This is a genomic window from Paenibacillus endophyticus, from assembly GCF_014192395.1.
In the GTDB taxonomy this organism is placed as follows: Bacteria; Bacillota; Bacilli; order Paenibacillales; family Paenibacillaceae; genus Pristimantibacillus; species Pristimantibacillus endophyticus.
Genome location: NZ_JACHXW010000013.1, coordinates 162,420 through 187,936, shown reverse-complemented (window position 1 = coordinate 187,936; position 25,517 = coordinate 162,420). Strand labels below are relative to the sequence as shown.

Genomic DNA, 25,517 nt, shown 5'->3' with positions numbered 1-25,517 from the left:
ACATCTCGCCATTACAGCGTTTTGAGGCGGTTTAATGATTAGACTAACGTTTGTAATGAGGCTTTCTTGCTGTCTACTTTATTAAGGCAAGGTCAGCTGTGATGACTTAAACGACGAATAGAGTGTACAAAGTGCAACTTGGCTTAGGTAGTCGACAGGGGGAAAGTAGAAGTAGCAAACGAGTCTATAAGAAACATAATGGCTGAAGAACTCAGATAAAACCCACCACGCGCTTCAGTTACATTGCAGTTTGTACAATAGAAACCACATAAAAAGGTGACCGCGAGAGGCTACATTGCAGAAAGTGCATTAGAATCAGCCTTACGAGCGAATTATGGCTGCAATAGCGCCATTCAGTTGCAGAAACTACAATGTAGCAAGGCTATGATTACTTAAACGACGAATAGAGTGTACAAAGTGCAACGTAGCTTGGGTAGTCGAAAAGAGGAAGCCGAGCTAAGCAACCGAGCTTAAAAGAAGCATACCGACTCGGGAAGGCTAAACGCAGCTAACCAAGCACTACCAAAGAGGAGAGGCGCCATTTGAGCGCCTCTCCTCTTTTTAGCCCAGCTTCATCTTACGATAATCTGACGGCGTTACGCCGAAGCTTTTTTTGAACATGCGATGGAAATAGGAGCTGCTGGTATAGCCGCTTTTTACCGCAATGTCTACAATGGAGCAGTCGGTGTTCTCCAAGTATTCCTTGGCCCGCTCTAATCTAACGCTATTGATGACGTCGACGATGGCCGCAAGAGTTTGATGTTTATAAACACGGCTAAGGTAAATGGAAGACATATCCATCTCGTCGGCAATCCAGTTCAAGCTGAGATTCGGATTCGCATACTCCTGATGAATGAGGTCATTAATTCTGCGAATGAGATCCCCTTGCTTTGTAGAGCGTTTCGTTGACAGCTTCGCTTGGATATCATCGAACAAAGAAAAGAAAACCTCGTTCAGCTCCTCTATCGTTTCAAAATGATCCGGTGAAGGAATATGAATGCTAAGACTCGCCTCAACATCCAAGCTGTTATTCTTCTGAATCGTGAACAGGATGTTGTTAACCGTCATCGTTAAATGCGAGATCGCAAGCTGTACGACATGAATCGGGAATTCAGCGGTTTCCTGTACGATCTCCGCGAACACCTTCTTCGCCTCTGTCGTTTTGGAGGTCATTAAAGCGTCGGTCAGCTTTCGCTCTTTGTCTACCGGGAAATTATATTCCTTCGCTTTCAACGCAATGATATCCTGCGCATCGATAAGAGAGCCTAGTCCATGGAATAGTCGGTGCTGCGAAGCCTCTTTGACAAGTTTGTATAGGTTGGAGAGCTGCTGAGCCTGATAGCCTTCCGGACTGTAGGTAACGGAAAGGCCGATCTTCAGAAAATCCAAGGAGGATTGCTGAATTTGTGTCAACACTTCACGCAGCATAGCATCGTCGGACTCTTCGCCGTCATCAAGCCGATTCAACAGCATGATCACATAGTCGGCATCCATATCGACGGATTCCACCCGGTAATGCTTAAGGCCAATCTCCCAGCCGATATTCATCACGGCGAATTTGTACACATGCAGATCATCGCCGCGCGTTTCTTTCAAAGCGGCAAGCTGATCGATACGCAGCATGACGACTCGGAAGCGCGAATTGAAATCAAACGTAATGCCGCTTTGCAGCAACTTTTGCTGCTGGGCGCTCGTCTGAATGGACTGTGAGCCTTGAATCAGGCTGCGCAGCATATTTTGCCTAATGGTATAGGAGCTGTTGCGCTTTTCAGTCTCAAGAATGTTCATTTTATTCATAATCTGATGAATAGGACGATACAGCATACGCGATAGCAGCCACGAGATGAGCAGGCCAATCACGAGAATGATTACTGCGATCAGGATCGTCGTATTGCGGATGGAATAGATCGCTTTGGTAACCTGTTTATATGGCGTCACGCGAACGTACTGCCATTCCAGCGTATCCGGCGAGGTAAAGGAGATGAGGGACTTCTTGCCTTCGAATTCCGTAACCGCGTAGCCGGATTGCTTTTTTTTAATATGCTCCTGAATAAAGGCGGCATCCTTTTCATTCAAAGGCTTGGAAAGAAGCGTATCGCCGGAGAGCATGCGATCCTGATTATCCAATATATAAGATTTCCCTTCGGTATCGCTTTTGTTGGCGCCAATATCTTTGTTGATCCAAGCGGAAGAAATATTGATAATAACGGCAGAATTGATTTTGGGCGTTCGGCCAATGGCATCGTAGCCCAAATAGGTATAAGCCTTTGTAACCTGCTCCCCCGCTAAGCTGACGGTCGTGTAGGTCCGAGGAATAGGCGTGAACGGCCGATATTGCTGGAATTGGTCCAAAATATCGAGAATGCCTTGATCGGCGAGCTCTTCCTTATTAAAGGTACCGCTTTCACCTTGTCGGCTCGCCGTATAAAATTGGCCGTTGGCTGAGTTATATACGTAGATCGATTCGATAAACGGCATGGAGCTGAGATAGTTGTTCAGCTCGTTCATCGCTGCTGTTACGTCGTAAATGTTCGGGTCATTATAGAACATAAGCTTGGAGACGCTGAACGTTCGATAAATTTGGAATGATAGCGATTGGGCGCTCTCTGTCATGCTGATCACTTCTTTGCTCGTTTGGGTGAGGTTGCTGACATCGGATTGATAAGCCTTCTTCAGATCGATCTGCATATAGGTGAAGAAGTAAAACAAGGAGGACACTAATAAGGTAAGTACAATGCACAAGGTGATTGTGAACAGCAGCTTACTGTATAAATTCCCTTTGTTTTTCATTTGTACGGCTGGCATGCTGGTTCCCCCTCTATATGTAAGAAGCTTACAGGATACATTTGTTCACTGATATTAGGTAAGCGCTTCCTTTTACGGAACCTTAACAAAAAGAAGCTTGCTAATCAATAGTATGAATATTTCACTCTGCACGCCGTTAATACATTCATCATTATAATCTTCATCTGTCTGCGGGGGCAATGAAGCATGTTAATCAAGGTGAATGAACCTGATTTTTGGGAAGTGAACAATCCGTACCGTAGTGAACATATTGGCGAAAGGCCGCTATTTTAGTGACAAATCGCCGCTTTTTCCGTTAGAATGTCACGGAATTCCAGGCTTATCGCAGAGGGGACCGTGAAGAAATGATTAATACAAAGCTGAAGCAAATCTGGTACGGGGGAGACTACAATCCCGATCAATGGCCGGAGGAGATTTGGCATGAAGATATGCGTTTATTTAAGGAAGCGGGAATTAATGTGGTCACGCTGCCTGTCTTTAGCTGGGCCAAGCTGCAGCCGTCAGAGGAGCAATTTCAATTCGATTGGCTCGATAAGCTTCTGAATTTGATTGCCGAGAATGGCATCTAAGTATGAGGACGTGCTGCCGGTAGATGTAAATGGAAGAAAACGAACGCATGGCGCACGGACGAACTTTTGTCCGAACAGCAAGACCTACCGCCGTTTATCAAGCCGGCTTGCCCGCGTCCTAGCCGCACGCTACAAGGACCATCCGGCTCTGCTTATCTGGCATATCAACAATGAATACGGCACGCACTGTTATTGCGGCAATTGCGCAGCAGAGTTCCGCGAATGGCTGAAGGTGAAATACGAGACGCTGGACAAGCTGAACATTGCTGATGGAGCAGACGCCAAGCCAGCAGAACTGGCAGCCTTACAATAGCTTAAAGCGCCCAGGTGTGATGCGGCTTTGGAGCTACCAAGCGGTTGCGCATGGAGCCGATACGGTCATGTTCTTTCAGCTTCGCCGCTCCTTCGGTGCATGCGAGAAATATCATGGAGCGGTTATCGAGCATGTTGGGCATGAGGATACTCGGGTATTCAGAGAATGCGCCGCTTTGGGCAGAGAGCTGGGCGAATTAGGCGACCGTTTGCTCGATTCTGAGGTTCATGCCGAAGCAGCGCTGCTATTCGATATCGATACGTGGAACGCGGTTGAGATTACGAGCGGTCCGAGCGTGGATTTGAACTATTTGGATCAGGCGCAAAAGTATTATAAAGCCTTCTACGACCAAAATATCGCCGTAGACGTACTCAGTCCGTTAAGTGATTTCTCCAGCTATAAAATACTCGTTGCTCCAGTGCTTTATATGCTCAAGCCGGGGGTAGCCGAGCGGATCGAGGCATTCGTGCAAAGTGGAGGTACCTTTATTACTACCTTTTTCAGCGGAATCGTCAACGAGAACGATTTGGTTACATTAGGCGGATATCCAGGCAAGCTTCGCAGCTTGCTCGGTCTGTGGGTCGAGGAGATCGATAGTCTGCTACCGGAAATGCGCAATAGCGTCAACATTAGCGAGACTTTTGGTCATGTAGCGGGCACTTACGAATGCGGCTTGCTATGCGATCTGCTTCATTTGGAAGGAGCGAGGGCAATCGGCACGTACGGCACTGATTTCTATGCGGGAATGCCAGCGCTCACGGTTCATTCCTTCGGAGAAGGCGAAGCGTATTATGTGGCGACGGCTCCTGAGCAGAAGCTGCTGCTGGGCGATCTCGTCCAAACTTTGTGTGAAAAGCATCATATTGCCGCTCCATTTCAAGCGGATGCAGGCGTTGAGCTCGCTCAGCGCGTCAAGGAAGACCAGGTGTATACGTTTGTTTTGAACCATAACAGCCATGCAGCGGCCATTTCACTCGGAAATACGGAGTATATAGACCTATTAACGAGTCGCAGGTGAGCGAAAAGGTGAAAGTCGAAGCGCATGGCGTCATGATTCTACAAATTGCATAGCAAATGAAGTTAAAAACCACGCTTCCGCTAGTCTCGAATACCTATTCGAGCAGGCGGTCTCGTGGTTTTTTTGTATGGGAAACCCCATGAAATGGCCTGTTTATCCATAAAAGTTTAAATCGTTCACTGTGCATTTCGCTATTTCGTTCACTGACTTTGCATTCTTTCTCTTTCGCTCGAAACGGCGGGATCGTACAGTGAGAGCAGACCAAACAACACTAAATAGAAACGAACGCTGTGAGAGGAGACATCATCTGCATGTTGAAAAAAAATGGACTGCTTAAGGAACTTGTGACGAACCGCCTGCTCTTCCTTATGTTGCTGCCGGCGCTTATCTTCTTCCTAATTAACTCGTATGTACCCATGGTAGGCGTCTACTACGCCTTCACCCGATTCGACTTCAACACGAGCTTGTTCAACAGCCAATTCGTTGGACTCGACAATTTTAAGTTTTTATGGAAATCGGGGGTACTTGCAAGACTTACATTAAATACGGTCGGGTATAACGTCGTGTTTATTCTACTCGGTAACGTACTGGCCATTGCGCTGGCGATCCTTCTAAGCGAGCTGCGCTTGCAGTGGTTTAAGAAGCTGACGCAATCGATCATGTTTCTTCCTTACTTTGTATCCTTCGTTATTTTGAGCGTTATCGTATATAACGTCTTTAACTATGAGAGCGGATTCCTGAACTCAACATTGAAGTCATTCGGCTATGAGAGCGTTGACGTATACAATACGCCTTGGGTGTGGGTCTTCTTGATTATCATCTTCTACCTGTGGAAAAATATCGGCTACAGCATGGTTATCTACCTCGCTTCCATTACAGGCATCAGCGAAGAGTATTATGAGGCTGCCAAAATCGACGGCGCGAACATTTTCCAACGCATTTGGTTCATTACCGTTCCAATGCTGAAGACGACCTTCGTTATGCTCCTGCTGTTCGCGCTCGGCAGCATTATGAAAGGGCAGTTCGACCTCTTCTATCAATTGATCGGGAACAATGGCGTGCTCTACAATACGACGGATATTCTGGATACGTACGTATATCGTTCACTCAAAGTGACGTTCGATATCGGCATGTCGACAGCAGCGGGGCTTTACCAGTCGCTATTCGGCTTCGTGCTTATCATGACCGTCAATTACATCATCAAAAAAATCAACGACGAGTACGCCCTGTTCTAAACGAACGGAGCAGCTCACCAATAGCCAGCTTACAGTAGGAGGTTCCCATGAAAATCAAAGACGACAATTATATGAAGTGGTTTAGACTCATTGCATTCGTAGTCATACTTATATCGACGGCAGCCTGCTTGTTCCCGTTCCTGCTTATCATCTCCGCTTCCTTTACGCAGAATGAGGCAATCATAAGGGATGGCTACCATTTAATACCGACCGTATTCTCATTCGAGGGATACGAGACGGTATTCCGCTTTCCGAAGCAGGTATTGACCGCCTATGGCGTTACGACGCTGACGACGGTAGTTGGGACGACGCTTGGCCTGTTCCTCATGACGATGGCGGGTTACGTCCTGCAGCGCAGAGATTTCAAATACCGGAATTTCTTCTCCTTTATGATTTATTTCACGACGCTGTTCGGCGGCGGGCTCGTGCCTTGGTACATTCTGATGACCAAGTACTTGAAGCTGACGGACAAACTCGAGGTATTGATTCTACCGGGCCTAATGACGCCTTTCCTTATTATATTGATGAAAAACTTTATTCGCTCCGCCGTACCGGATGAGGTCATCGAATCCGCCAAAATCGACGGTGCCAACGATTTCACGATCTACAGCCGGATTGTCCTGCAGCTCTCCATGCCGGGCATTGCAACGGTAGGCTTGTTCCTAGCGCTGCATTATTGGAATGATTGGTTCACGTCCTCGCTGTTCATCAACGATACGACGAAGTACCAGCTGCAGTATTACTTGTACAACGTCATTAACGCGATGAGCTTTGTGGCGCAAATGGGTTCGGGTACCGGGGTTTCATTAGGCGCCGATATGCCGACCGAATCGACGAAGATGGCGATGTCCATTATCGTGACGGGACCTATTCTGTTCCTGTATCCTTTCGTTCAGCGTTATTTCGTAAAAGGATTGACGATTGGCGCGGTAAAAGGTTAGAACTGAACAAGGGAGCAGTCATTCCGCGTTTAGCTAACATAGATAAGTTCTTAATGAAAAGGGAGGATTCACATGACTAACAAAGCATTAAAAGCGGTCACTATGTTTCTATCGCTCATCGTGTTTATCACCGTACTAGCAGCTTGCGGATCAAACAACAATGGCAATAGCGCTGCCACAAACGCTCCAAAAGATGCAGAGGGCGCGACGAACGAAGGCACGACAAATGAAGGTGCCGAAAAACCGGGCATCGATACTTCTAAAAAAGTGGAATTGCAATTTTATATGCTTGGTGACGCTCCAAAGGACATCGCTTCTATTCAAGAGCAAGTAAACAAAATGGCATTGGAAGATTTGAATGCAACGGTTAAGTTCAACTATACTTCTTGGACAGATTGGGATCAAAAATACAAGCTGCTTCTAGGTTCGGGTCAACAAGTTGACTTGATCTTCACAGCAGAATGGACACAATACCAATCCTATGCGAAAAAGGGCGCTTTCCAGCCGCTTGACAAGCTTCTTCCTGTAGCTGCGCCAGCCCTTAACTCTTATGTGCCTGCCGAAATGTGGGAAGCTGTCAAAATCGACGGCCAAATCTATACGGTTCCGGCAACATACAAAGAGTATGTAACAGACGGCTTCGTATGGCGCGAGGATCTTCGCGAGAAATACAACCTGCCGACTCCGGTCGATATCGCGACTTTCGAGCAATACTTGGATGGCATCAAGAAAAACGAGCCAACGGTAACACCGCTTTCGATGAACTCTGATGTGAAAACAAACCTGATGGACCGCTTCAAAGGCATCGCAGGCACTCCAATCGGCGCACTTCCTTACGGCGTTGGCGTGAACTACGCAACACCAAGCGAAGTAACTTCCTACTGGGGTTCAGACGAGCAAAAAGAGCATTTGACTGTATTGAAGCGCTGGCAAGACAACGGCTACATGGTGAAAAACGTACTAGCCGTTAAGGATACCTTGCAGGATCAAGTTACTTCCGGCAAAGCAGCAGCAATCCTGGGCGACAACCCGACTCGTTTCAATGACATGGTTATCAAAATCCAATCGACTCACCCGGAATGGAAGCTTGGCTACCACCCATTCCCGAAAACAAACGGAATCGCAACACCGGTTCACCCGATCCACAACGGCTTCGCTATCCCAGCAAGCAGCAAAAACGCGGAGCGCGCACTCGCGTTCTACGAGAAAATGGTAACAGACAAACGTTATAACATGCTTACGCAATACGGCGTTGAAGGCAAAAACTATGAAGTAAAAGACGGCTACTACTCCATGATCGGCGATTCCAATTCCAACGGCTTCCCTCGCGAGGGCATGAACGGTTGGGCTTGGAGAAATCCAGAGTTCATGTTGTTCGACAAAAACTATGACGGCGTAAAAGCTATTTTTGAAGATCTTGATAAAATCCAAGTACCGGATAAATTCACTGGTTTCGCTGAAGACTACACGGCATACCAAGCAGAGAGAGCAGCTCTTGAGCAAGTAGAGAAGCAGTACCTGTTCCCGCTTAACGCCGGTCTTGTGAAAAACGTTGAAGATGGCTTGGCCACTTTCATGGAAAAAGCAAACCAAGCTGGTCTTGAAAAAATTCAAGCCGAGTACAAAAAACAATGGCTTGCTTATGTAGAAGCGCAAGGCATTAAGTAAGGAATGAAATAAAAAAGGTCAATAGCTCGGAGCTCACGGCAAATGGTTACACAGATACAAACGTAAAAGCGAATACGACTTATTATTACAAGGTAACGGCGATGTATGATGCCAAAGAATCCGCTTTTTCTGAGGCGCTCCTAGCATCAACGCTGGCACTTTACGGGACTTACCGCAGACACGACGTATTATTACAAAGTATCGGCTGTGGGCAGTGTAGGTGAAACGGCTTATTCACCGGTGCTTCAGGTGAAGACGAAAGCTGAAGATCCAATAGTGACGCCGACACCAACTCCTGTAAGTGAAGGTGGTAGCACGAATAATGATTACGTTGCAGCCACTGGCGGCAACATTACGGTGAAGACATACATCGATGGGAGCGGCACTTTGAATGCACGCATTACGGAAGCTGATTTGAAAAAGGCGCTAGAAGCAGGCACAGCCTCCACGCTGCAAATCACGGTGGATGCAAGCAATAACACCACAGCAAGCGGTCTTAAAGTAACCATTCCTGTTCAAGAACAGGCGCAGCCTTTAGTGATCTATCGAAAACGACTTGGGCACAATCGATGATTGAAGCGCTGGCTGCAAGAGATATCGTACGCGGCACAGGCAATGGCAGATTTGAACCAACTAGAGCTGTGACTAGAGCAGAATTCGTACAGCAATTGTTGGGCTCGCTCGGTCTTATCGACGTGAAAGCGGTCAGCAGTCTCAATGATTTGACAGAAGGCGCTTGGTATTATTCAGCTGTCGCTTCTGCCGAGAAGCTTGGAATCGTAAAAGGCAAAGCGAATGGCTCCTTTGGCGGAGGCGAGACCATCACAAGAGAAGACATGGCGGTCATGCTCTCCCGCGCAGCAGTAATTGCGGGCATTAGCACTGACGGACAAGGCGCGGCTTTGCAAGCCTTTAAGGATCAAGTGGCTATCGCTGCTTATGCAGAAGAAGCAGTGATCGCAATGCAGGAAGCCGGATTTATTAACGGCTTCACGGATGGAAGCTATCAGCCTAAGCAGCATACCACTCGTGCGCAGGCTGCATCCGTTATTTTCAAATTGCTCAAGTTTTAATATCAAGGCTTAAGAAGACAAATGGCAGATCATCCTCGATGGAGGGTGATCTGTTTTTTTTCGACGCGTGAGTTAATAGATTCGTAATATTTTTATAATGCTTTTGCAAGAGCTTCGTTCTTGGAAGGTTAGCTATATTGGTTATGATGTATGGGAAGCAGAAAGCCAATCCAAAATATTCGAGGAGGAATCGGTTATGAAGAAAGTTATTTGGGCCGCACTATTGCTAGGAGGGATGCTGTCGTTAAGCGCGTGTAACGCAAATGAGGACAACATGAACAAGGATAACTCGCAATCGGAAATGAACGAGCCCATGAGCGACGATGCGATGAATAAAGAGAATAGGTCTGACGAGAATATGCAGAACGACAGCAAGAAGGAAGATACGATGGAAAATAATAGTATGATGGAAGAGGACATGAAGACAGATGATATGGCTGACAACGATATGAAGGAAGATAAAATGTAGCAGGTTTGAAATTGGCGGGGGATTTACCGCTTTAGCAGACAGCTGGAGTCGTATCTGAGTCCTAACAGCGTTATAATGTAGGAAGAGGATATTAGGGGGATGAACCGAGGAGGGACCAGCGTTGAGCGCCAAAATAATTGTAGCTGATGACGAGCGGAATATAACAGATGTATGCCGTCGTTATTTGGAGCGTGAGGGCTGGACAGTATGGGTTGCGGCTAACGGAGAGGAAGTACTGCAGCTATGGAGAGAGCATCGGCCGGATTTGATGGTGCTCGACTTAATGATGCCGAAGCTTGGCGGGATTGAGGTATGCGATCAAGTGCGGCAAGAGGAGGAAACTCCGATTATCATGCTTACGGCGCGAGGAGAAGAAGCTGATCGGCTGCTTGGCTTAACGATGGGTGCCGACGATTATATGACGAAGCCGTTTAGTCCGCGAGAGCTTGTATTGCGGATCAAAAATATTTTGAGAAGAACAGGAACGCAAGCAGGCAGCATGGTGAAGGAGCCTGGGAAGGCTGCAGCGGGCAGCAGCGGCGGAGAGACGGGTCAGCCGCTTTATTTTGACGGACTATCCATCTTTCCTTTGGAGAGAAGAGTGATGGTCAAGGACGTGGAAACCGAGCTAACGGCAAAGGAATTTGACTTGCTGCATTTATTGGCCTCCTATCCGGGGAAGGTTTACTCGCGCAGTCAGTTGCTCAATCGGATTTGGGATGTTGCGTATGATGGGGACATGACTACGGTAACGGTACATATACGCCGATTACGGGAGAAGATAGAGGATAATGCATCCGATCCCGGATGGATTAAGACGGTATGGGGGATTGGCTATAAGTTTGACAGCAAAGGAGCAAACGCATGAAGCTGCGCTCTTATCTATTGCTGGCGAATACGATCAGTATTATGTTTATCATTATTTTGCTGTTAGTTTTCTTTCGGTATATGCTGTTGTCGAAGGAGCAGTTCATTTGGTTGACCTTGGCAACGGTTAGTGCAGGGCTGGTGTCAGGTCTGCTTCACTTTCTACTGGTACGGCCGTTAGAGGCAGCTGTACGTCGTGTTGGAGAAGGAGCGGGCCGGATTGCTTCGGGTGATCTAGAAGCTCGAGTTGAGCATACGGGGCTGAAAGAGTTTAAGCTGCTTGCTGAGCAATTCAATCATATGGGAAGCAGTTTGCAGAAAAGCTTTGCGCAGGTTAAAGCCGCTGAATATGCGCAGCGTGAGCTCATTGCCAATATGGCGCATGATTTGCGTACACCGCTTGCTTCGGTGCAGTCGTACGTGGAAGCTATTGAGGACGATGTTATTCAAGATGAGGAAACATTTAAGCGCTACTTGGGGACAATCCGCAGCGAAACTATACGGCTTGGCGAGCTGATTCAGGATTTATTTGAATTATCGACGCTGAATGCGGAGAAGCGGGAGCCGGGGGAGCTTAGGCTAGCGACTGTGACTGTGGAGGATATACTTGTTGAACTTTTACCGAGGTTTACGAAGCCTTTTGAAGCGAAGTTGTTGCAGCTTAGAGTGAAACTGCCTCACCGTCCACTGCTCTTGACGATACAGCCGCGTCATTTGCAAAGGGTATTGCAAAACTTACTCGAAAATGCGGTACGTCATTCGCCGCGAGGCGGATGGATTATAATAGAAGCAGAGGAAATGAACGGGCATACTGAGAAGTTTATAAGATTCACCGTCTCCGATGAAGGTGAAGGAGTACTTGAGGAGGAAAGAGAGCGGATATTTGAGCGGTTTTACCGTTCGGACCGTTCTCGGAGCCGTGAGAGCGGAGGCGCTGGCTTGGGACTTTCCATTGCCAAGCTTCTGGTGGAGCAGTACGGAGGAAAAATTGGCGTTCAACAGTCAAGTCCTCAGGGGAGCACATTTTGGTTTACGGTACATGAGGCGGCTGAAGGCGGAGAAGACACCGTAAATCGAAAAAAAAGTAGGAGGGGGGTTACCTAATGAGCGGACTAATTGAGCGATTGCGCAAGGGCTACGGGAAGAAGCTCGTTTCGCTGCATGCTTGGAATGGCTGGATTGTAGTGATTTTAGCGCTGACCGGACTTATTCTCATCGGCGGCTTTTGGCGCGGTTTTCTAGGCGAAGGCCGAGTTTGGATCAAGTGGGCGCATATCGTCGTCGGTATCGCGTCGATACTGCCTGTCGTCTATTATCTGCTGCTCGCGGGCAAGCATTGGAAGCAGCTGAAGCAAAAACCGTGGCAGCGGTTTAACGTACTGGTCGTGCTCGGACTGCTGCTTGGCTGGTTCGGTTCCGGCGTGCTGTTGTGGCAGTTCAAGGCGGTTGGTCCGGCTGTATCCAACGTTGCGCTGACGGTACACGATTTGTTGACGTGGATCGGGCTGCCTTATATCATCTACCACTCCATTACGCGGGTCAAATGGCTGAAGGAGCCGAACCGGCGCACGATCAAGGATGAGCGGAAGGATGCGGAGTCTGCATCTTTGCACCCAGCAGCAGGCTCGCCGCAGGCCGTCTATACGCGAAAAGCGTTCATACGCGGCGCGATCGGGCTCGGTCTTGCTGTGACGGTTGGCCCCTCGTTCTTAAAATGGCTCGGCACCTCGCTTGGCAGCGTTGGCGGGAGCCAGACGATCGACAAGCTGATCGAGAACGATGCCAATGCGCTCATTCCGGCACCTCAGCCGCTCCCGGCATCGGCTCCTCCGATTGGTGGCGGTGCGATTGGGCAGTTCCGGGTGTACACGGTCACACCGATTCCTTCTTTTACGAATGCGGATTGGTCGTTCAAGATTGATGGGCTCGTCAATCAATCGTTTCAATGGGACTGGGAGAAGTTCGTGGCACTGAAGCGGACGGTTCAAGTGAGCGATTTTCACTGTGTGACGGGCTGGTCGGTGTACAAAAACACATGGGAGGGCATTCCGCTCAAAGAGCTGCTGAAATTAGCCGGCGTGAAGCCGGGAGCTGAGACGGTGAAGTTTTATTCCGGAGATGGCGTGTACACGGACACACTTACGCTTGAGCAAGCCGATATGGATGATGTTATCGTTGCGGTTATGCATGATGGCAAGCCGATTCCAAGCGATCTGGGCGGTCCTGTTCGTTTGATTGTGCCGAAAATGTATGCGTACAAGTCGGTGAAATGGCTGAATCGGATCGAGCTTATCAAGGGCGAGCATGTGGGCTATTGGGAAGCTCGCGGATATTCGAACGATGCATGGGTTTAGTTGTCTTTTAGTTAGAGATATTGTATTCCTACCTAAAATACGACCTAGCCGCAGGGGGATGACTCGCCTTAGTTTGAACAGAATGCTATTCCTAGGGTTTGGCACAATGCATTAAATGCCATACTAAATGAAAATACCCTTTGGAAAGGTGAACTGCCGATGCATTCAAGTTCAGAAAATCGGGAAGCGATTGAAACGGTCCATGAATTGATTAAAGAAATTGAAATTGCAATGCTGACGACTGTGTCGGAGGAGGGGCTTGTGTCGCGTCCTATGAAAACGCAGGACGTCGAGTTTGATGGCGATCTATGGTTTTTGACGAAAAAAGATACGGGTAAATTCCATGAGCTGCTGCGGAATTCACATGTCAATATCGCCTATGCAGGCAAATCGTTCGTCTCCATTCGAGGCAAGGCTGAGTTGGTGGAGAGCACCGAGAAATTGAAGCAATTTTGGAGTCCGGCATACGAGAAGTTTTTGGAAACCCATGTGGATGATCCGAACCTCGTCCTTATCAAGGTAGAGGCTGAAACTGCCGAATACTGGGATACAGGCAACAAATTCAAGATGGTGAAGTTTTTGTTCCACAGGCTGCTCGGCAAAAATACGGAAGGCACCGAGATCAATCGAATTGTGGAATTGAAGTAGAGTGATACTGGAGGATCATTAAATGACAACATATGAGAAAATGCATACGGGTGAGCTGTACAACTGTACCGATGAAGAGTTATTGAATGAACAGGGCAAATGTCTGGAGATACTATATGATTTTAACGCAACGCGTCCGTCCGAGGCGGAGAAGCGTAAACAGCTTATGAAGGAAATGTTTGCCGAATTAGGTGACGACTGTTATATTGAACCACCGTTTCATGCAAACTGGGGTGGAAAGCATGTACATTTTGGAAAAGGTATTTATGCTAACTTTAATCTGACTATGGTAGATGACACCCATATTTTATGTGGGAGACCATACGATGTTTGGTCCTAATGTAACGGTAGCTACAGCAGGGCATCCCATTGTTCCTCATCTTCGCGAAAATGTTACACAATTTAATCTGCCGGTGCATATTGGCCGGAATGTTTGGATTGGTGCGGGCGCTATCATTGTTCCAGGAGTCAAAATTGGTGATAATACCGTTATTGGCGCAGGAAGCGTTGTAACGAAAGATATTCCTTCCAACGTGGTTGCAGTCGGCAATCCCTGCCGTGTACTGCGTGAAATTAATGACCATGACAAGGAATATTATTATAAAGACAAAAAATTGAGTTTAAGTAAGGACGATGGCAGAGTGCCGTATTTGCCGAGCTTTGGGTTTCGTTGCGACTGTGAAGGCCTATTGGTCGGCATCTTCAACGGTATTATGAAGCCAAACGATCCTATTGCTCTGTACATGCTCAGAGCTTCCGAATTGAAACAATTCCAGAACATAACAGAGAACTGGCGCGACTGAAGCCCGGATAGCGGGAATCCGGTAGAGGCGGGGAACGAGCATCAGGGTTAAGTCATGACGGTAACCGAGTCGGAGATCTATTTAAAGAAAATCCTTGAATCTTGCAGATTCAAGGATTTTTTGTCTTCATCCAGTCGGCGAAAGCTTGCCATTTAGCTTAGTAATCATTCTATCGGTTAGCAAAACTCGTATATAAAATATAGCTAGAATAATGGTAATATAGTTGTGAGAGATTACCATTTTATTATATGGAGGCGCTTACTTTATGGACCAACAGTTGCAGCAAGAGGGATACTTCGGGGAATTCGGAGGCAGCTTCGTTCCGCCGGAATTGCAAGAAGTGCTAAATTATTTGAGCGAGCAATTTTACAGGTTCAAAGAAGATCCGGAATTCCAGGAAGAGCTTAGCTATTACCTGCGTGAATATGTTGGCCGCAAGAGCCCGCTGACGTATGCGGAGCGGCTGTCCAAAGCATGGGGAGGGCCCAAAATTTATTTGAAGCGCGAAGATCTGAATCATACTGGGGCGCATAAGATCAACAACGCCATAGGTCAGATTCTGCTTGCCAAGCGGATGGGCGCGAAGCGGATCATTGCTGAAACGGGTGCTGGCCAGCACGGTGTCGCAACCGCAACGGCCTGCGCCATGTTTAATATGGAATGCGTCATCTATATGGGAGCCGAAGATATGCGCCGCCAGGCGCTTAATGTGTTCCGGATGGAGCTGCTCGGTGCTACCGTCGTAGCGGTTGATAAGGGTCAAGGTCGTCTGAAGGACGCCGTTGATGAAGCACTAGGTGATCTGGTTCGCAATTATAAAAACACATTTTATTTGCTCGGTTCCGCGGTTGGTCCGCATCCTTTTCCGACGATGGTCAAGCATTTTCAAGCGGTCATCAGCGAAGAGTCGAAGCAGCAGATTTTGGAGAAGGAAGGCCGTTTGCCTGATGCAGTGGTAGCTTGTGCGGGCGGAGGCAGCAATGCGATTGGTGCATTCGCTCATTACATCGACGAGCCAAGCGTTCGCCTGATTGGCGTTGAACCCGATCAAGCCCCGACCTTAACGGAAGGCGTTCCGGGCATGATTCACGGTTTCAAGTGCTTGGTACTGCTGGACGAGGAAGGCCAGCCGCGGAAGACGTATTCGATCGCGGCAGGGCTTGATTATCCGGGCATCGGGCCGGAGCATAGCCACTTGAAGGTGACGGGACGCGCCGAATACGCGACGGTTACCAATGATGAAGTGCTGGAAGCGTTCCAGGAGCTGTCACGTACGGAAGGAATTATCCCTGCGTTGGAGAGCGCGCACGCAATTGCCTACGCTAAGAAGCTGGCGCCGACGATGAATCAGGATCAAATCCTGATCGTTAACCTGTCCGGCCGCGGTGACAAAGACGTTGAGCAAGTATTTCAGATGATTAAATAAAAACAGTCGCAGGCTGCATCTATGCGAGATAAGGTGCAGGACGACGAGGACGGTCGCAATTCGCAATTGAAACGAATGGTTTAGAATTAGGAATAGCAGGCCGGGAGTCTTCCTAGTGGAGAGATTCCCGGCTTTTATTTTATAATTGGTTAGCTGAAACGCTCCATTGAAGTGGTTGAGCGCTTTGCGTACAAGCTGAAGCGGGAATCGGTTCCGCCTTGTTTTCTTATTATGAAACAACCTCAAATTTCAAGGAGCTTCGATTAACTATGATATATTGACCTGTTGATTTATTCATTACTTGAGACACTTCCTTAGTATGCATGATTTCGAACCAATCATTTTGTATATCAACCAATAATTTTATTTCCACATCATTTTCTCCATATTTTAAACCACTGTAAAATAATTTCGTCATTGTCACCATTCCTTTTGATTAACAGGGTTAAATATGACTTTTCAAAAAAAAGAAATTAATTACATCTCTTTCTGGTACTTGAATCGGTAATAAGAGTTATATCCAACGATAATCAGATAGGCAAAAACCAATAGCAATACCATGGTTAAATCTATATTCATCAAGGCAATTGCCGTAATTAAGGCTCCAAACATAAAAACCATCATGTCATATGCTTTCGCTTTTGCCCGATTTGCGATTGCCAAATTACGCTCATCTTTCTTGTCAATCTCTAGCTGCTTTGCGGCGGCGGGATTATTCTTCATAGCGCGTTGGACGATTACTTCTCCCATACCGTGACCGAAAATACCACAGCCAAGCCCAAAACAGATATAAGGCAACGCTCGCAGCACACCTTGTGTATCTTCAATTGTTTTGATGAAGTACACACCACCTACTAGTAGTCCTAAGCCTACAACGGTCAGAAAATAAGGTGAGATCGTTTTTTTCATACGTGTTCATCCTCCTCATAAATAAAGATTTCTTCGATACTCATACCGAAAAACCGAGCAATCTTGAACGCTAAAAGAATCGATGGGTTATATCGTCCGTTTTCCAGCGAACCAATCGTTTGCCTTGACACTTCAAGAGCCATCGCTAATTCTTCTTGCTTAATTCCGCGTTGCTTGCGGATTTCTTCTAAACGGTTGTTCAATGCGTTCACCCTCCATATGGAAAGCTAGCTTCCCATAAGGGGAGTATATCGCGCAACGCAAGAAATGTAAAGCGAACTTTCCATTTTGATAATAGCACCATTTCGCTAAGGAAAGCCCTAGAACTTGCCGTAACAAACAGCGCGGTGAACCGTGTCCTCATATTTAGAACCTTTGGGAATTAGTATTCGCTCCCAGACACAATAGCTTGCGGTCAAAATCAGTGGGGCAAAAAAAATTGGTAGAGCGGCACTTTTTTTGGTTGCACCTTACGTAACGTAATGTTTTACAATGGAGCTACCGGTATTTAGCTAGCGTCAAAGAGTGGGGATGGTTCATGAAGAGACATTGGAAGATCGGGGATATTGCCAAGCTAACGGGACTTACGGTTCGAACTTTGCGGTTTTATGATCAGATCGGATTGTTCTCACCGTCGGGACAAACGGAATCCGGCCACAGGCTGTACAATGAATTGGACTTGTCGCGTTTGCACCAGATATTATCGCTTAAGGAGCTGGGCTTATCTCTTGAAGAGATTAAGTCAGTGTTAAACGGCGGGCAGATCAGTCTGCTTGAGATCGTGGGCTTGCAAATAAACCAGATTCAAGAACAGATTAAGCTGCAGCAGAAACTGTTGGAGCAGCTCAGACATGTATCTAAGCTTATACAGGGCAAGGCTGAATTAACGGTTGAAGATTTCACGAGCCTTTTGCAAGCGATGAAGATGGAATTTGAGAAACCGGTCATTGATCGGCAAGCGAGTTGGGGGCGGCATTTGGACCTGCTGGGAGACTTTCTTGCCGAAGAGGACGGAGTTCCGAAACATAAGGAGGAAGATTAATGAACGAACGATTCGTTAAGCATGGAACCTTCGCCGTAGAACGGTTGTATGCCGCTTCGCCGGAGCGGGTATATCACGCATGGGCCGATCCGATTGCCAAAGCCAAGTGGTTTTCGAAGCCAGACATTTTTGATTTCCAGGTCGGAGGGCGCGAGTTCAGCAGCGGCGGGCCGCCGGAAGGACCGGTCTTTACGTTCGACGCCATTTACCAGGAGCTTGTTCCAGAGCAGCGCATTGTCTATACCTACTCTCTGGATGCAGACGGCATACGCATTTCCGTCTCGATCACAACGGTCGAGCTGATCAAGGTAGAGGGCGGCACAAAGCTGATTTTCACGGAGCAAGGTGCGTTCTTTGACGGACACGATACGCTGGAAGTACGGGAACACGGAACAAACGTCATGTTGGATTCGCTGGGTAAGGTAGTAGAAGGGAGTTAGGCTCATGACTATAGGCGAGAATGAGCTTATGGCTGCGCGCGAGTACGATGTCCCTCGGGAGCTTGTGTTTCGGGCCTGGACAACCCCTGATTTGTTAGCTAAGTGGTGGGGGCCGCAAGGCTTCACGAATACGTTTCATGAGTGCGATATGAGGCCGGGAGGCTCGTGGCGATACACCATGCACGGGCCGGATGGCGTAGATTATGCTAACCACAATGTCTTTGTTGAGATCGTGCCGCCGGAGCTGGTCGTGTTTGATCATCTATCCGGCCACGAATTTAAGGTAACGGCTACCTTTGAGGAGTTCGAAGGCCGTACCAAAGTCACCTTCCGTCAGCTTTTTAAGAAAAAAGAGGAGTTTGAACAAGCTAAGCCTTACTGCATGGAGGGCAATGAACAGAACCTTGACCGACTTGGCAAGGTACTGGCGGAATTGGCCTACTAGCATTGCAAAGCAATGCCTGCATTTACCCGAGAAAGGCTGTTATGTCTTGGCTCTAAAATGTCCGTCGTTCAAGATGCCTGGATGGGAGTTCAGGCTCTATAAACGAAGTAGCGGCAGGAAACGAGTAAGTGCTGAAAGGCGTTCAACCGTATATTAGATTTGAATACATCGCCACAGGGGCTATATGCCTTAGGCGATGTATTTTTTAAAATATAGGAAAGTATATCATTTCGCCAACTTTCACTATATTTCTACGCGAAACGTAAGCTTAGCCGCCAGAGGACGGCTTCAGCCGTTTACGCTTGTGCCCCGAGTCAACGCTCCGGTCTTGAATGTTGCTACTTAAAGCTCCAAACCAAGCATGTATTCATAAAAGCGGCGCCATAGGCTTAGATACCGCGAATGATTGAAGTTGATCGTTAGAATGGACAGCTAATGAGGGAGCATTAAAAAACGTATAAATTTTTACAGATAATAGTTGCAATAGCATTCTATATCTCATATGATGATATTAGTTGCAATAACATTCTATTTGGGGGCGAGTAAACTGAGTGAACAATGGAAACCTGCTGACAAGCATGAAACCGGATCTCACGGACAGTACATTTCTGCCATCTACCGTCATATGCAAGTCTTAATCTCTGCTGAGCTGGCTCCCTATCGAATCGGGAGCGGGCAGTATATTTTCCTAATGGCGATAGCCTTTCATCAGCCAATTACGCAAAAAGCATTAAGCGAAAAGCTGCTCATTGACAAGACGACTACCGCCAAGGCAATCGCTAAGCTAGAGGCGGAAGGATATGTGAGAAGGGAAGTGGATACTACCGACAAGCGCTATCAGCAGCTTTATTTGACAGAATCGGGACAGGATGTTGTGCCAAAAGTGCAGGAGGCGCTCGATCGGGTCAAGATTAGAACCAGGAAGGGTATTGCTGACGAGGAATATGATCGGTTAATAAATCTGTTGAACATCGTGCTTCACAATCTAAGCACACAAGATGAATCCGAATAGGATCGCAGAGTTGAAAAAGAGGAGACAAGGCGCAGTGTGTGTATTCTGATGCGGGCAAGGCGTCCGTATAAATGAATATCTAGCCAAATGTCACGCAAGTAATAGAAATTTTACCATTAATGGATGACCAAATGAACGTTAGGGGATGTAAAAAGATGATAGCGTGCCCGTTTATCGTAGTCGATAACTGTAAAGATGAAATGAAATATTATCAAAGCGTTTTTGGCGGCGAGATTGTGATTCTACGCAAGCAAGGGGAAGAGGTGCTGAATGCGGACCTGAATGTGGGGAATGCAGTCCTGAAGTTTGCTGATACCCAAGCAGCGAAACCTGCACTGAAAGGCGACTATGTGAGGATTTTTCTGAAAATAGAGTCGGAGGCAGAATTCCGGAATATTTACGGGGAATTTTCAGCCAGCGGAACAATAAATACGGAAATATACGAAGCTCCGTTTAACGGTCTGCTAGCAATCGTTACCGACAGGAATGGCGTGTGCTGGGTGTTGTCCTTTTACAGGTAATAGTGGCAGAGAAGCAAAGCGTGGAACTGCCTGAACATGACAGATGTGGTGGATCTATTCATTCTCGCATCCCGGAATTATCAACGCAAGTAGGCCGGCTCCTAATGAATATGGTGCTGGCCTGCTTTCTTGCAAGCCAAGGTCTTTGTATCTTATGGAGGGCGAGAAGTTATGGCTTGATTCAGGTATAATAGGAAGCATGAATAGATGCAGGAAGGCGGAATATTAAATGAATAATATGGTTTCTCCAAAATGGTTGCTAGCGCGCATGTACGAGTCGGACATCGTCATTGTCGATTGTCGGTTTTTAATGGGCAAGCCGGATGCCGGCCGTGAATTATATGAGGTATCGCATATACCCGGAGCAGTGTATCTGGATCTGGAGAAGGATCTGTCGGCACCAGTCGGCGAGCATGGCGGACGCCATCCGCTGCCGGATATCTTTGAATGTACTGTCGCGCTGAGCCGCGTAGGCATCCGCAACGAGACACGCGTCGTCGCTTACGACGATCAAGGCGGCGCGATGGCTTCACGTCTGTGGTGGCTGTTGAAGTATCTGGGCCATGAGCAGGTGTTCATGATGGATGAAGGCTTTACGGCTTGGGTAAATGCGGGATTCCCCGTTTCATCGGAGCAGAAGGTGCTTATCCCTGGCAAGTTCTTGGCGACGGTCCAGCATACGATGCTGGTAGAGATGGACGAAGTGAAAGTACTGCTAGGAGACGAAAAAGTAACGCTAATCGATTCACGCGAAGCGCCTCGTTATCGCGGTGAGGTCGAGCCGCTGGACAAGGTAGCTGGCCACATCCCCGGCGCAATCAACCGTTTTTGGAAAGATGGTCTCGCGGAATCTGGCGTTTGGAAGGATGCTGCAGCACAAGCAGAGCGCTTTGCTGACCTGAACCGCGACCATGAGTTCATCGTCTATTGCGGCTCTGGCGTGACCGCGACGCCGAATGTGATTGCTCTGCAGGAAGCAGGCTTTAATAAGGTAAGGCTTTATGCAGGGAGCTGGAGTGACTGGATCTCGTATAGCGAGAATCCGATAGCTACGGGGGATGAGTAAGAGCTGAGAGGTATAGCATACGTTAAAATTCGTATATATTACCACAAGGTTACACACATTGGGCGATCTAAAGTGCTGACATAGAGACCGAGTGCTGAGGGCACTCGGTCTTTGTCCAATTCCTACGGAATCAATGCTTGGTCAGGTCCCCCAACATGAATTAATTCGCTGTATAGGCTGAATTAACCCAGTGATCGGAGGATACATGATGACGCGATTTCTTAACAGCGGACTGTCCTAGGTGATTTAAATCCAGCCCATATTGTAATTGACCCGGAAACCAATTTGGCCGTAATCGAAGGTAAGCGTGAAACGGATTACGTATATAGATCAACAGAACGAACAGGAAGATTTAATCGTTGGCTTGATGAGCGCAGTGAAGGTGAAACTCCGATGTCTTTCCAGCATATCGCGTTATCACCGCTATCCTATATTTATGTGCGTCTATTATTTTGATAAGGAAGCATCCAGTTAAAAGGTCTGTTCCTGAATTTCAAAAAAATGTAATTTATGTTGGACTCTTGCTTTTGACGATGGTATAATTTTCGAAAGTATAAAAACGTTTACGTAAACGTTTTACTGGGAGGCGTAATGCTAATATGTCTACATTTTATGAGAAAATGGAGGAGAAACTAAAAGAACACCGTTTGTCGCTGCGTGAACAGCAAATATTACTGCTATGGATTCAGGACTATAATTATAAACAAATTGCATCTTGTTTAGAAGTCAGTCCGCATACGGTTCGAACGGTGATCAAACGAATTTATGTCAAAATGAAAGCGGATTCAAAAGTGACGCTAATCGCAATGATAATGGATAAGTAAACAACGAAACCAGTTCATGAATACCTGTAGGAGGTATTGCAATGAAAAAACCGGCAACATATCTCGTGGCGGTAATTTCCTTATTTTTATTTTTGCAGGCCTGTTCGAAACAACCTGTTCCTCCCGAACAGGTTACGCTGAAAGTGTGGGCCTGGGAAGGGGATTTTAATGGGTTCGCCAATGATTTCATGGCGAAGCATCCTAATATCCGCCTTGTCAGGGTTCAGCCCTATGAAGAAACGAACCCATATACATACTCAGAGGATTTTGATTTCGATACCTATAATAAACAGGAGATGAAGTCTTTTGATCCAGAAATTGTTTGCCGAGCTTATGAGTGACACTCTGACAGTAGAAGAAGCATTGCAGAAACTAGAGAATGAAGCTCAGGAAAAATTGAATTAATTGCTAAACGAGAATGGGTAAATGGAACGAAAGCGTGCATTGTGCGTTTTTGTACCTCACGTGAGGGATATTGCGAGTTGCGGAGAACCCGTACAATTAAAGACGAAACATACAATTGTTTCCAAAAATGAAGGAGGTGAATGAAATGGCGTGTTCTTGTGGAGGTTCTGTTATTAGTTCCGGTACTAGTTGGTATTGTTCCACTTGTCAAGGATCAAAACCAATCAAGATGTATTACGATTGGGCTTATTGTTCTGACTCTGGTTACACTACCTGTAATTACAGAGGTGATACTTGCGGCGTATGTTAATGATGGTTCTTGCTTAATGAGTTAGAAGGCCGCCTAATTAGGCGGCTTATTCAATCGGGAAAGGAATTGAAAAGATGAACATAGAGACGGTTGATAACGGACATCGTAAATTTTTGAAAGGAAGGGCATTTCTTCATAATGATTTGCTTGGGCAATTTTTCCCGTCTTCCTTGCAACTGAGGTCGGAAACCGATGCAACCGATTTTACTTTTCTAACAAAGAGAACCCAAGGAACTTTTTGCTTCATTATGAGTTCAACTTGCTCTTACTGCAATTATCACCCAATCGAATCGTTTGTTCGCCATTTTCCCGATTTCGATTATATGTTGCTGCTTGAAGGTCATCAGTCGTTCCTTGAAGAGGTAATAGATAAAAACAATTTTAGATTCCCGATTTATTCTTGCAACATTGTAACGATTAATCATTCATTAAGGGGTATTGGTGTCCCATGGGTGCTCGTGCTTAATGGCTGCGGGCAGATCATTGGAACCGGCGCGTTTAACACGACCATGCAAATCCAAATGATAGCTCAACCGCTGATAAGAACATTTTACGCCAGTCGGGAGATTCTCGATGATATCTGAAAAACAGCGGCTACCCCATATCGTCGTTGCCGTTTGGCAGAGGATATGGAAAAATCACCGTATGTATTTGGTATTTTCGATTGTTTTGAGTCTATTGCTGGGATATTTGAGCAGCACGACCGTATGGGTATCCAAGTCGGTCGTTGATTATTTGTCGAGTTCAGCGAGTTCTTATGTATGGGGTTCTTTGTTGATGCTTCTCGTGATTCAAATTTCGATTTACTCGTTACAATTCCTGCGCAGCTTCCAAGATCATAAATTTAATGATCTTTTTTTAATGCATACGGAATTAGATCTAATCGATTCTATCAAGAATAGAGAACTCATAGAGAAAGAGCATCCTGAATTTCAAGGTAAACTAAACGTCTGGCGGGAAGCGGCCAGTAACTATTTGAATCTATTTTCGACATCTTTATCATTATTGCAAAATTTGAGTACGATCGGTTTTAATTTGATATTTCTCATTTCAACAAACTGGATTGCAGCTGCGGTGGTTATCGTTTTTTCAGGCGCCAAAGCTGTTCTTGGTTTTCGAAACATTGAATCAAGATTTGAAACGATTCGAAAGATTCAGGAAAACAACAGGTTGATGGATTATTACTATTATTTATTGACTCATCCAGATCCGCAAAAAGAAGTGATATTATTCGGGGCATCGGGCCGTATCAGGCAATGGTGGATGGATCGAAGAAAAACGGATTATGAGTTTAAGACTAAACTGCAATTAATGACTATGAAACCTTTTTTTAGTGGACAAATTATATCCACGTTCAGTGTTGCTATTGCAACATGTATAATCTGTTACTATATATTGGAAAACAGGCTAACGATAGGCGATTATGTCGCCATTACGATTGCTGTAACACTTGCGGAAGTTACCATTACCTCAATGATTCAACAGATCGCCAAATTAATGGAGTACTCGAAAGTGATCGGATATTTCGAAGCAGATCAACAGAGATTTGAAAAGGAGAAGAGCAAGCAGTCGGCCAAACAGGATTATATATTCAATAGAGATTTAATGATCTCTTCCCTGAGCTTCTCTTATCCGAACCGTGAGGAGCCTGCTCTTAATGGAATCAACCTGACCATTCGAAAAGGAGAAAAGGTCGTTATTTTAGGTCACAACGCGGCTGGAAAGTCGACTCTGGTCAAACTAATTCTTGGACTGTACGAGGCTCCGAAGAATTCGATTTTTTATGACGGTGTTCCGCAAGAGAATATTGACCGGGCTTCCATTTGGCGTAATTCCACCGTACTATTTCAAAACTTTGTGCATTACATGCTTACTATAAAGGACAATGTATCGCTCGGGGTTTCAGATGGCGATGTGAGTGAGGAATCAATCGCAGAAAAGCTTCAATTTACGGGCCTCCCGCTTCATTTGTTTCCAAATGGAGCCGCAACATGGCTTGGTTATCAACAGGATACCTCCGTTAATCTGTCTGGCGGTCAATGGCAAAGGCTTGGTTTGGCGAGGGCCATGATTCGGGATTGTGAAATCGTTGTATTGGACGAGCCCACCTCAGCTTTGGATCCAAACAGTGAATTGGAATTGTTTGAAAGGATTATGGACTATTATCAAGCACAGACTGTGTTAATTATTTCCCATCGAGTCGGCATTGCTGCCAAAGCTGACAAAATTGTTGTCATGGATCAAGGCAAAGTGGTCGAATCCGGTACTCATGACGAATTAATCTTGCAAAAAGGGATTTATGAAGATATGTGGAACAAGCAACGATTATGGTATCAATTAGCTTAAAAAAATGA

General features: G+C 46.5%; 27 protein-coding genes and 1 pseudogene. 24 read left to right on the top strand and 4 right to left on the bottom strand.

The features are described from left to right. Positions 1 to 561: 561 nt before the first annotated feature. Positions 562 to 2,805, bottom strand: coding sequence for an AraC family transcriptional regulator (locus FHS16_RS20345; RefSeq protein ID WP_183566870.1), 2,244 nt, complete (start codon positions 2,803 to 2,805; stop codon positions 562 to 564). Positions 2,806 to 3,149: 344 nt separating this feature from the next. On the opposite strand from FHS16_RS20345, the pseudogene FHS16_RS20340 reads away from it, so the two are divergent. The 14 genes and pseudogenes from FHS16_RS20340 (at position 3,150) to trpB (ending at position 16,189) form a co-directional block, all read left to right on the top strand. Then, positions 3,150 to 4,758, top strand: a pseudogene (locus tag FHS16_RS20340) (beta-galactosidase). Between the two features lie 258 nt (positions 4,759 to 5,016). Beyond that, entirely contained in the window at positions 5,017 to 5,940 is a 924-nt protein-coding gene (locus FHS16_RS20335; RefSeq protein WP_183566867.1) for an ABC transporter permease, read from the top strand. A gap of 47 nt (positions 5,941 to 5,987) precedes the next feature. Continuing rightward, complete coding sequence (locus tag FHS16_RS20330; protein WP_183566864.1) at positions 5,988 to 6,881, top strand: carbohydrate ABC transporter permease; 894 nt, start codon at positions 5,988 to 5,990, stop codon at positions 6,879 to 6,881. A 66-nt stretch (positions 6,882 to 6,947) separates the two neighbouring features. After that, complete coding sequence (locus tag FHS16_RS20325; RefSeq protein ID WP_376769687.1) at positions 6,948 to 8,549, top strand: extracellular solute-binding protein; 1,602 nt, start codon at positions 6,948 to 6,950, stop codon at positions 8,547 to 8,549. 249 nt (positions 8,550 to 8,798) lie between these two features. Continuing rightward, complete coding sequence (locus tag FHS16_RS20320) at positions 8,799 to 9,122, top strand: hypothetical protein (RefSeq protein WP_221226421.1); 324 nt, start codon at positions 8,799 to 8,801, stop codon at positions 9,120 to 9,122. Further along, positions 9,119 to 9,622, top strand: a complete 504-nt coding sequence (locus FHS16_RS20315; protein WP_183566855.1) for an S-layer homology domain-containing protein — start codon at positions 9,119 to 9,121, stop codon at positions 9,620 to 9,622. Before FHS16_RS20320 ends, FHS16_RS20315 begins: the two co-directional genes overlap by 4 nt. A 196-nt stretch (positions 9,623 to 9,818) precedes the next feature. After that, positions 9,819 to 10,091, top strand: a complete 273-nt coding sequence (locus tag FHS16_RS20310) for a hypothetical protein (protein WP_183566852.1) — start codon at positions 9,819 to 9,821, stop codon at positions 10,089 to 10,091. A 121-nt stretch (positions 10,092 to 10,212) separates the two neighbouring features. Beyond that, positions 10,213 to 10,959, top strand: a complete 747-nt coding sequence (locus FHS16_RS20305) for a response regulator transcription factor (RefSeq protein ID WP_183566849.1) — start codon at positions 10,213 to 10,215, stop codon at positions 10,957 to 10,959. Continuing rightward, positions 10,956 to 12,062: a HAMP domain-containing sensor histidine kinase gene (locus FHS16_RS20300; protein ID WP_183566847.1), complete on the top strand. Its 1,107-nt coding sequence runs from the start codon at positions 10,956 to 10,958 to the stop codon at positions 12,060 to 12,062. Before FHS16_RS20305 ends, FHS16_RS20300 begins: the two co-directional genes overlap by 4 nt. After that, positions 12,062 to 13,312 (top strand): molybdopterin-dependent oxidoreductase, encoded by a 1,251-nt coding sequence (locus FHS16_RS20295; protein ID WP_183566844.1) that lies wholly within the window; start codon positions 12,062 to 12,064, stop codon positions 13,310 to 13,312. The genes FHS16_RS20300 and FHS16_RS20295 overlap by 1 nt, the downstream gene beginning before the upstream one ends. A gap of 159 nt (positions 13,313 to 13,471) precedes the next feature. Continuing rightward, positions 13,472 to 13,960 (top strand): pyridoxamine 5'-phosphate oxidase family protein, encoded by a 489-nt coding sequence (locus FHS16_RS20290; protein WP_183566839.1) that lies wholly within the window; start codon positions 13,472 to 13,474, stop codon positions 13,958 to 13,960. A 22-nt stretch (positions 13,961 to 13,982) separates the two neighbouring features. Next, positions 13,983 to 14,300 (top strand): maltose acetyltransferase domain-containing protein, encoded by a 318-nt coding sequence (locus FHS16_RS31895; protein WP_246431863.1) that lies wholly within the window; start codon positions 13,983 to 13,985, stop codon positions 14,298 to 14,300. Further along, on the top strand, positions 14,287 to 14,763 hold the full coding sequence (locus FHS16_RS31890; protein ID WP_246431862.1) for a DapH/DapD/GlmU-related protein: 477 nt from the start codon (positions 14,287 to 14,289) through the stop codon (positions 14,761 to 14,763). The genes FHS16_RS31895 and FHS16_RS31890 overlap by 14 nt, the downstream gene beginning before the upstream one ends. Before the next feature lie 265 nt (positions 14,764 to 15,028). Beyond that, complete coding sequence (gene trpB / locus FHS16_RS20280) at positions 15,029 to 16,189, top strand: tryptophan synthase subunit beta (protein WP_183566836.1); 1,161 nt, start codon at positions 15,029 to 15,031, stop codon at positions 16,187 to 16,189. A 229-nt stretch (positions 16,190 to 16,418) separates the two neighbouring features. Here trpB and FHS16_RS20275 read toward each other — a convergent pair whose 3' ends face one another. The 3 genes from FHS16_RS20275 to FHS16_RS20265 are packed head-to-tail and all read right to left on the bottom strand — an operon-like array spanning position 16,419 to position 17,301. Then, on the bottom strand, positions 16,419 to 16,607 hold the full coding sequence (locus FHS16_RS20275) for a hypothetical protein (RefSeq protein WP_183566833.1): 189 nt from the start codon (positions 16,605 to 16,607) through the stop codon (positions 16,419 to 16,421). 59 nt (positions 16,608 to 16,666) lie between these two features. Next, positions 16,667 to 17,098: a hypothetical protein gene (locus FHS16_RS20270; protein ID WP_183566830.1), complete on the bottom strand. Its 432-nt coding sequence runs from the start codon at positions 17,096 to 17,098 to the stop codon at positions 16,667 to 16,669. Beyond that, positions 17,095 to 17,301 carry a helix-turn-helix transcriptional regulator gene (locus tag FHS16_RS20265; RefSeq protein ID WP_183566828.1) on the bottom strand — a complete coding sequence of 69 codons (207 nt, stop codon included), beginning with the start codon at positions 17,299 to 17,301 and terminating at the stop codon, positions 17,095 to 17,097. Before FHS16_RS20265 ends, FHS16_RS20270 begins: the two co-directional genes overlap by 4 nt. 335 nt (positions 17,302 to 17,636) lie before the next feature. On the opposite strand from FHS16_RS20265, the gene FHS16_RS20260 reads away from it, so the two are divergent. The 10 genes from FHS16_RS20260 to FHS16_RS20215 all read left to right on the top strand — a co-directional run bounded on the left by FHS16_RS20260 (position 17,637) and on the right by FHS16_RS20215 (position 25,509). Beyond that, positions 17,637 to 18,140 carry a MerR family transcriptional regulator gene (locus FHS16_RS20260; RefSeq protein ID WP_183566825.1) on the top strand — a complete coding sequence of 168 codons (504 nt, stop codon included), beginning with the start codon at positions 17,637 to 17,639 and terminating at the stop codon, positions 18,138 to 18,140. Beyond that, a complete protein-coding gene (locus FHS16_RS20255) occupies positions 18,140 to 18,580 on the top strand; it encodes an SRPBCC family protein (protein ID WP_183566822.1) in 441 nt (146 codons plus the stop codon). Before FHS16_RS20260 ends, FHS16_RS20255 begins: the two co-directional genes overlap by 1 nt. A 4-nt stretch (positions 18,581 to 18,584) precedes the next feature. Beyond that, positions 18,585 to 19,025: an SRPBCC family protein gene (locus FHS16_RS20250; RefSeq protein WP_183566819.1), complete on the top strand. Its 441-nt coding sequence runs from the start codon at positions 18,585 to 18,587 to the stop codon at positions 19,023 to 19,025. A 502-nt stretch (positions 19,026 to 19,527) separates the two neighbouring features. After that, positions 19,528 to 20,037 (top strand): MarR family winged helix-turn-helix transcriptional regulator, encoded by a 510-nt coding sequence (locus FHS16_RS20245; protein WP_246431861.1) that lies wholly within the window; start codon positions 19,528 to 19,530, stop codon positions 20,035 to 20,037. Positions 20,038 to 20,192: 155 nt separating this feature from the next. Continuing rightward, positions 20,193 to 20,558 carry a VOC family protein gene (locus FHS16_RS20240; RefSeq protein ID WP_183566816.1) on the top strand — a complete coding sequence of 122 codons (366 nt, stop codon included), beginning with the start codon at positions 20,193 to 20,195 and terminating at the stop codon, positions 20,556 to 20,558. Positions 20,559 to 20,787: 229 nt separating this feature from the next. Next, positions 20,788 to 21,624: a sulfurtransferase gene (locus tag FHS16_RS20235; protein WP_183566813.1), complete on the top strand. Its 837-nt coding sequence runs from the start codon at positions 20,788 to 20,790 to the stop codon at positions 21,622 to 21,624. Between the two features lie 599 nt (positions 21,625 to 22,223). Continuing rightward, on the top strand, positions 22,224 to 22,448 hold the full coding sequence (locus tag FHS16_RS20230; RefSeq protein ID WP_183566810.1) for a helix-turn-helix transcriptional regulator: 225 nt from the start codon (positions 22,224 to 22,226) through the stop codon (positions 22,446 to 22,448). A 41-nt stretch (positions 22,449 to 22,489) separates the two neighbouring features. Beyond that, entirely contained in the window at positions 22,490 to 22,789 is a 300-nt protein-coding gene (locus FHS16_RS20225; protein WP_183566807.1) for a hypothetical protein, read from the top strand. A gap of 448 nt (positions 22,790 to 23,237) precedes the next feature. Next, entirely contained in the window at positions 23,238 to 23,747 is a 510-nt protein-coding gene (locus tag FHS16_RS20220) for a hypothetical protein (RefSeq protein ID WP_183566803.1), read from the top strand. Beyond that, entirely contained in the window at positions 23,737 to 25,509 is a 1,773-nt protein-coding gene (locus FHS16_RS20215; RefSeq protein ID WP_183566800.1) for an ABC transporter ATP-binding protein, read from the top strand. Before FHS16_RS20220 ends, FHS16_RS20215 begins: the two co-directional genes overlap by 11 nt. The last annotated feature ends 8 nt before the right edge of the window (positions 25,510 to 25,517 follow it).

Bases quoted from the DNA above. Each gene is read 5' to 3' on its own strand.
- FHS16_RS20315 (WP_183566855.1), top strand. From the start codon at position 9,119: ATGATTGAAGCGCTGGCTGCAAGAGATATCGTACGCGGCACAGGCAAT.
- FHS16_RS20335 (WP_183566867.1), top strand. From the start codon at position 5,017: ATGTTGAAAAAAAATGGACTGCTTAAGGAACTTGTGACGAACCGCCTG.
- FHS16_RS31895 (WP_246431863.1), top strand. From the start codon at position 13,983: ATGACAACATATGAGAAAATGCATACGGGTGAGCTGTACAACTGTACC.
- FHS16_RS20270 (WP_183566830.1), bottom strand. From the start codon at position 17,098: ATGAAAAAAACGATCTCACCTTATTTTCTGACCGTTGTAGGCTTAGGA.
- FHS16_RS20245 (WP_246431861.1), top strand. From the start codon at position 19,528: ATGATGATATTAGTTGCAATAACATTCTATTTGGGGGCGAGTAAACTG.
- FHS16_RS20250 (WP_183566819.1), top strand. From the start codon at position 18,585: ATGACTATAGGCGAGAATGAGCTTATGGCTGCGCGCGAGTACGATGTC.
- FHS16_RS20300 (WP_183566847.1), top strand. From the start codon at position 10,956: ATGAAGCTGCGCTCTTATCTATTGCTGGCGAATACGATCAGTATTATG.
- FHS16_RS20240 (WP_183566816.1), top strand. From the start codon at position 20,193: ATGATAGCGTGCCCGTTTATCGTAGTCGATAACTGTAAAGATGAAATG.
- FHS16_RS20260 (WP_183566825.1), top strand. From the start codon at position 17,637: ATGAAGAGACATTGGAAGATCGGGGATATTGCCAAGCTAACGGGACTT.
- FHS16_RS20310 (WP_183566852.1), top strand. From the start codon at position 9,819: ATGAAGAAAGTTATTTGGGCCGCACTATTGCTAGGAGGGATGCTGTCG.
- FHS16_RS20235 (WP_183566813.1), top strand. From the start codon at position 20,788: ATGAATAATATGGTTTCTCCAAAATGGTTGCTAGCGCGCATGTACGAG.
- FHS16_RS20330 (WP_183566864.1), top strand. From the start codon at position 5,988: ATGAAAATCAAAGACGACAATTATATGAAGTGGTTTAGACTCATTGCA.
- FHS16_RS20215 (WP_183566800.1), top strand. From the start codon at position 23,737: ATGATATCTGAAAAACAGCGGCTACCCCATATCGTCGTTGCCGTTTGG.
- FHS16_RS20255 (WP_183566822.1), top strand. From the start codon at position 18,140: ATGAACGAACGATTCGTTAAGCATGGAACCTTCGCCGTAGAACGGTTG.
- FHS16_RS20290 (WP_183566839.1), top strand. From the start codon at position 13,472: ATGCATTCAAGTTCAGAAAATCGGGAAGCGATTGAAACGGTCCATGAA.
- FHS16_RS20220 (WP_183566803.1), top strand. From the start codon at position 23,238: ATGAACATAGAGACGGTTGATAACGGACATCGTAAATTTTTGAAAGGA.
- FHS16_RS20230 (WP_183566810.1), top strand. From the start codon at position 22,224: ATGTCTACATTTTATGAGAAAATGGAGGAGAAACTAAAAGAACACCGT.
- FHS16_RS20295 (WP_183566844.1), top strand. From the start codon at position 12,062: ATGAGCGGACTAATTGAGCGATTGCGCAAGGGCTACGGGAAGAAGCTC.
- FHS16_RS20275 (WP_183566833.1), bottom strand. From the start codon at position 16,607: ATGACGAAATTATTTTACAGTGGTTTAAAATATGGAGAAAATGATGTG.
- trpB (WP_183566836.1), top strand. From the start codon at position 15,029: ATGGACCAACAGTTGCAGCAAGAGGGATACTTCGGGGAATTCGGAGGC.
- FHS16_RS20225 (WP_183566807.1), top strand. From the start codon at position 22,490: ATGAAAAAACCGGCAACATATCTCGTGGCGGTAATTTCCTTATTTTTA.
- FHS16_RS31890 (WP_246431862.1), top strand. From the start codon at position 14,287: ATGTTTGGTCCTAATGTAACGGTAGCTACAGCAGGGCATCCCATTGTT.
- FHS16_RS20345 (WP_183566870.1), bottom strand. From the start codon at position 2,805: ATGCCAGCCGTACAAATGAAAAACAAAGGGAATTTATACAGTAAGCTG.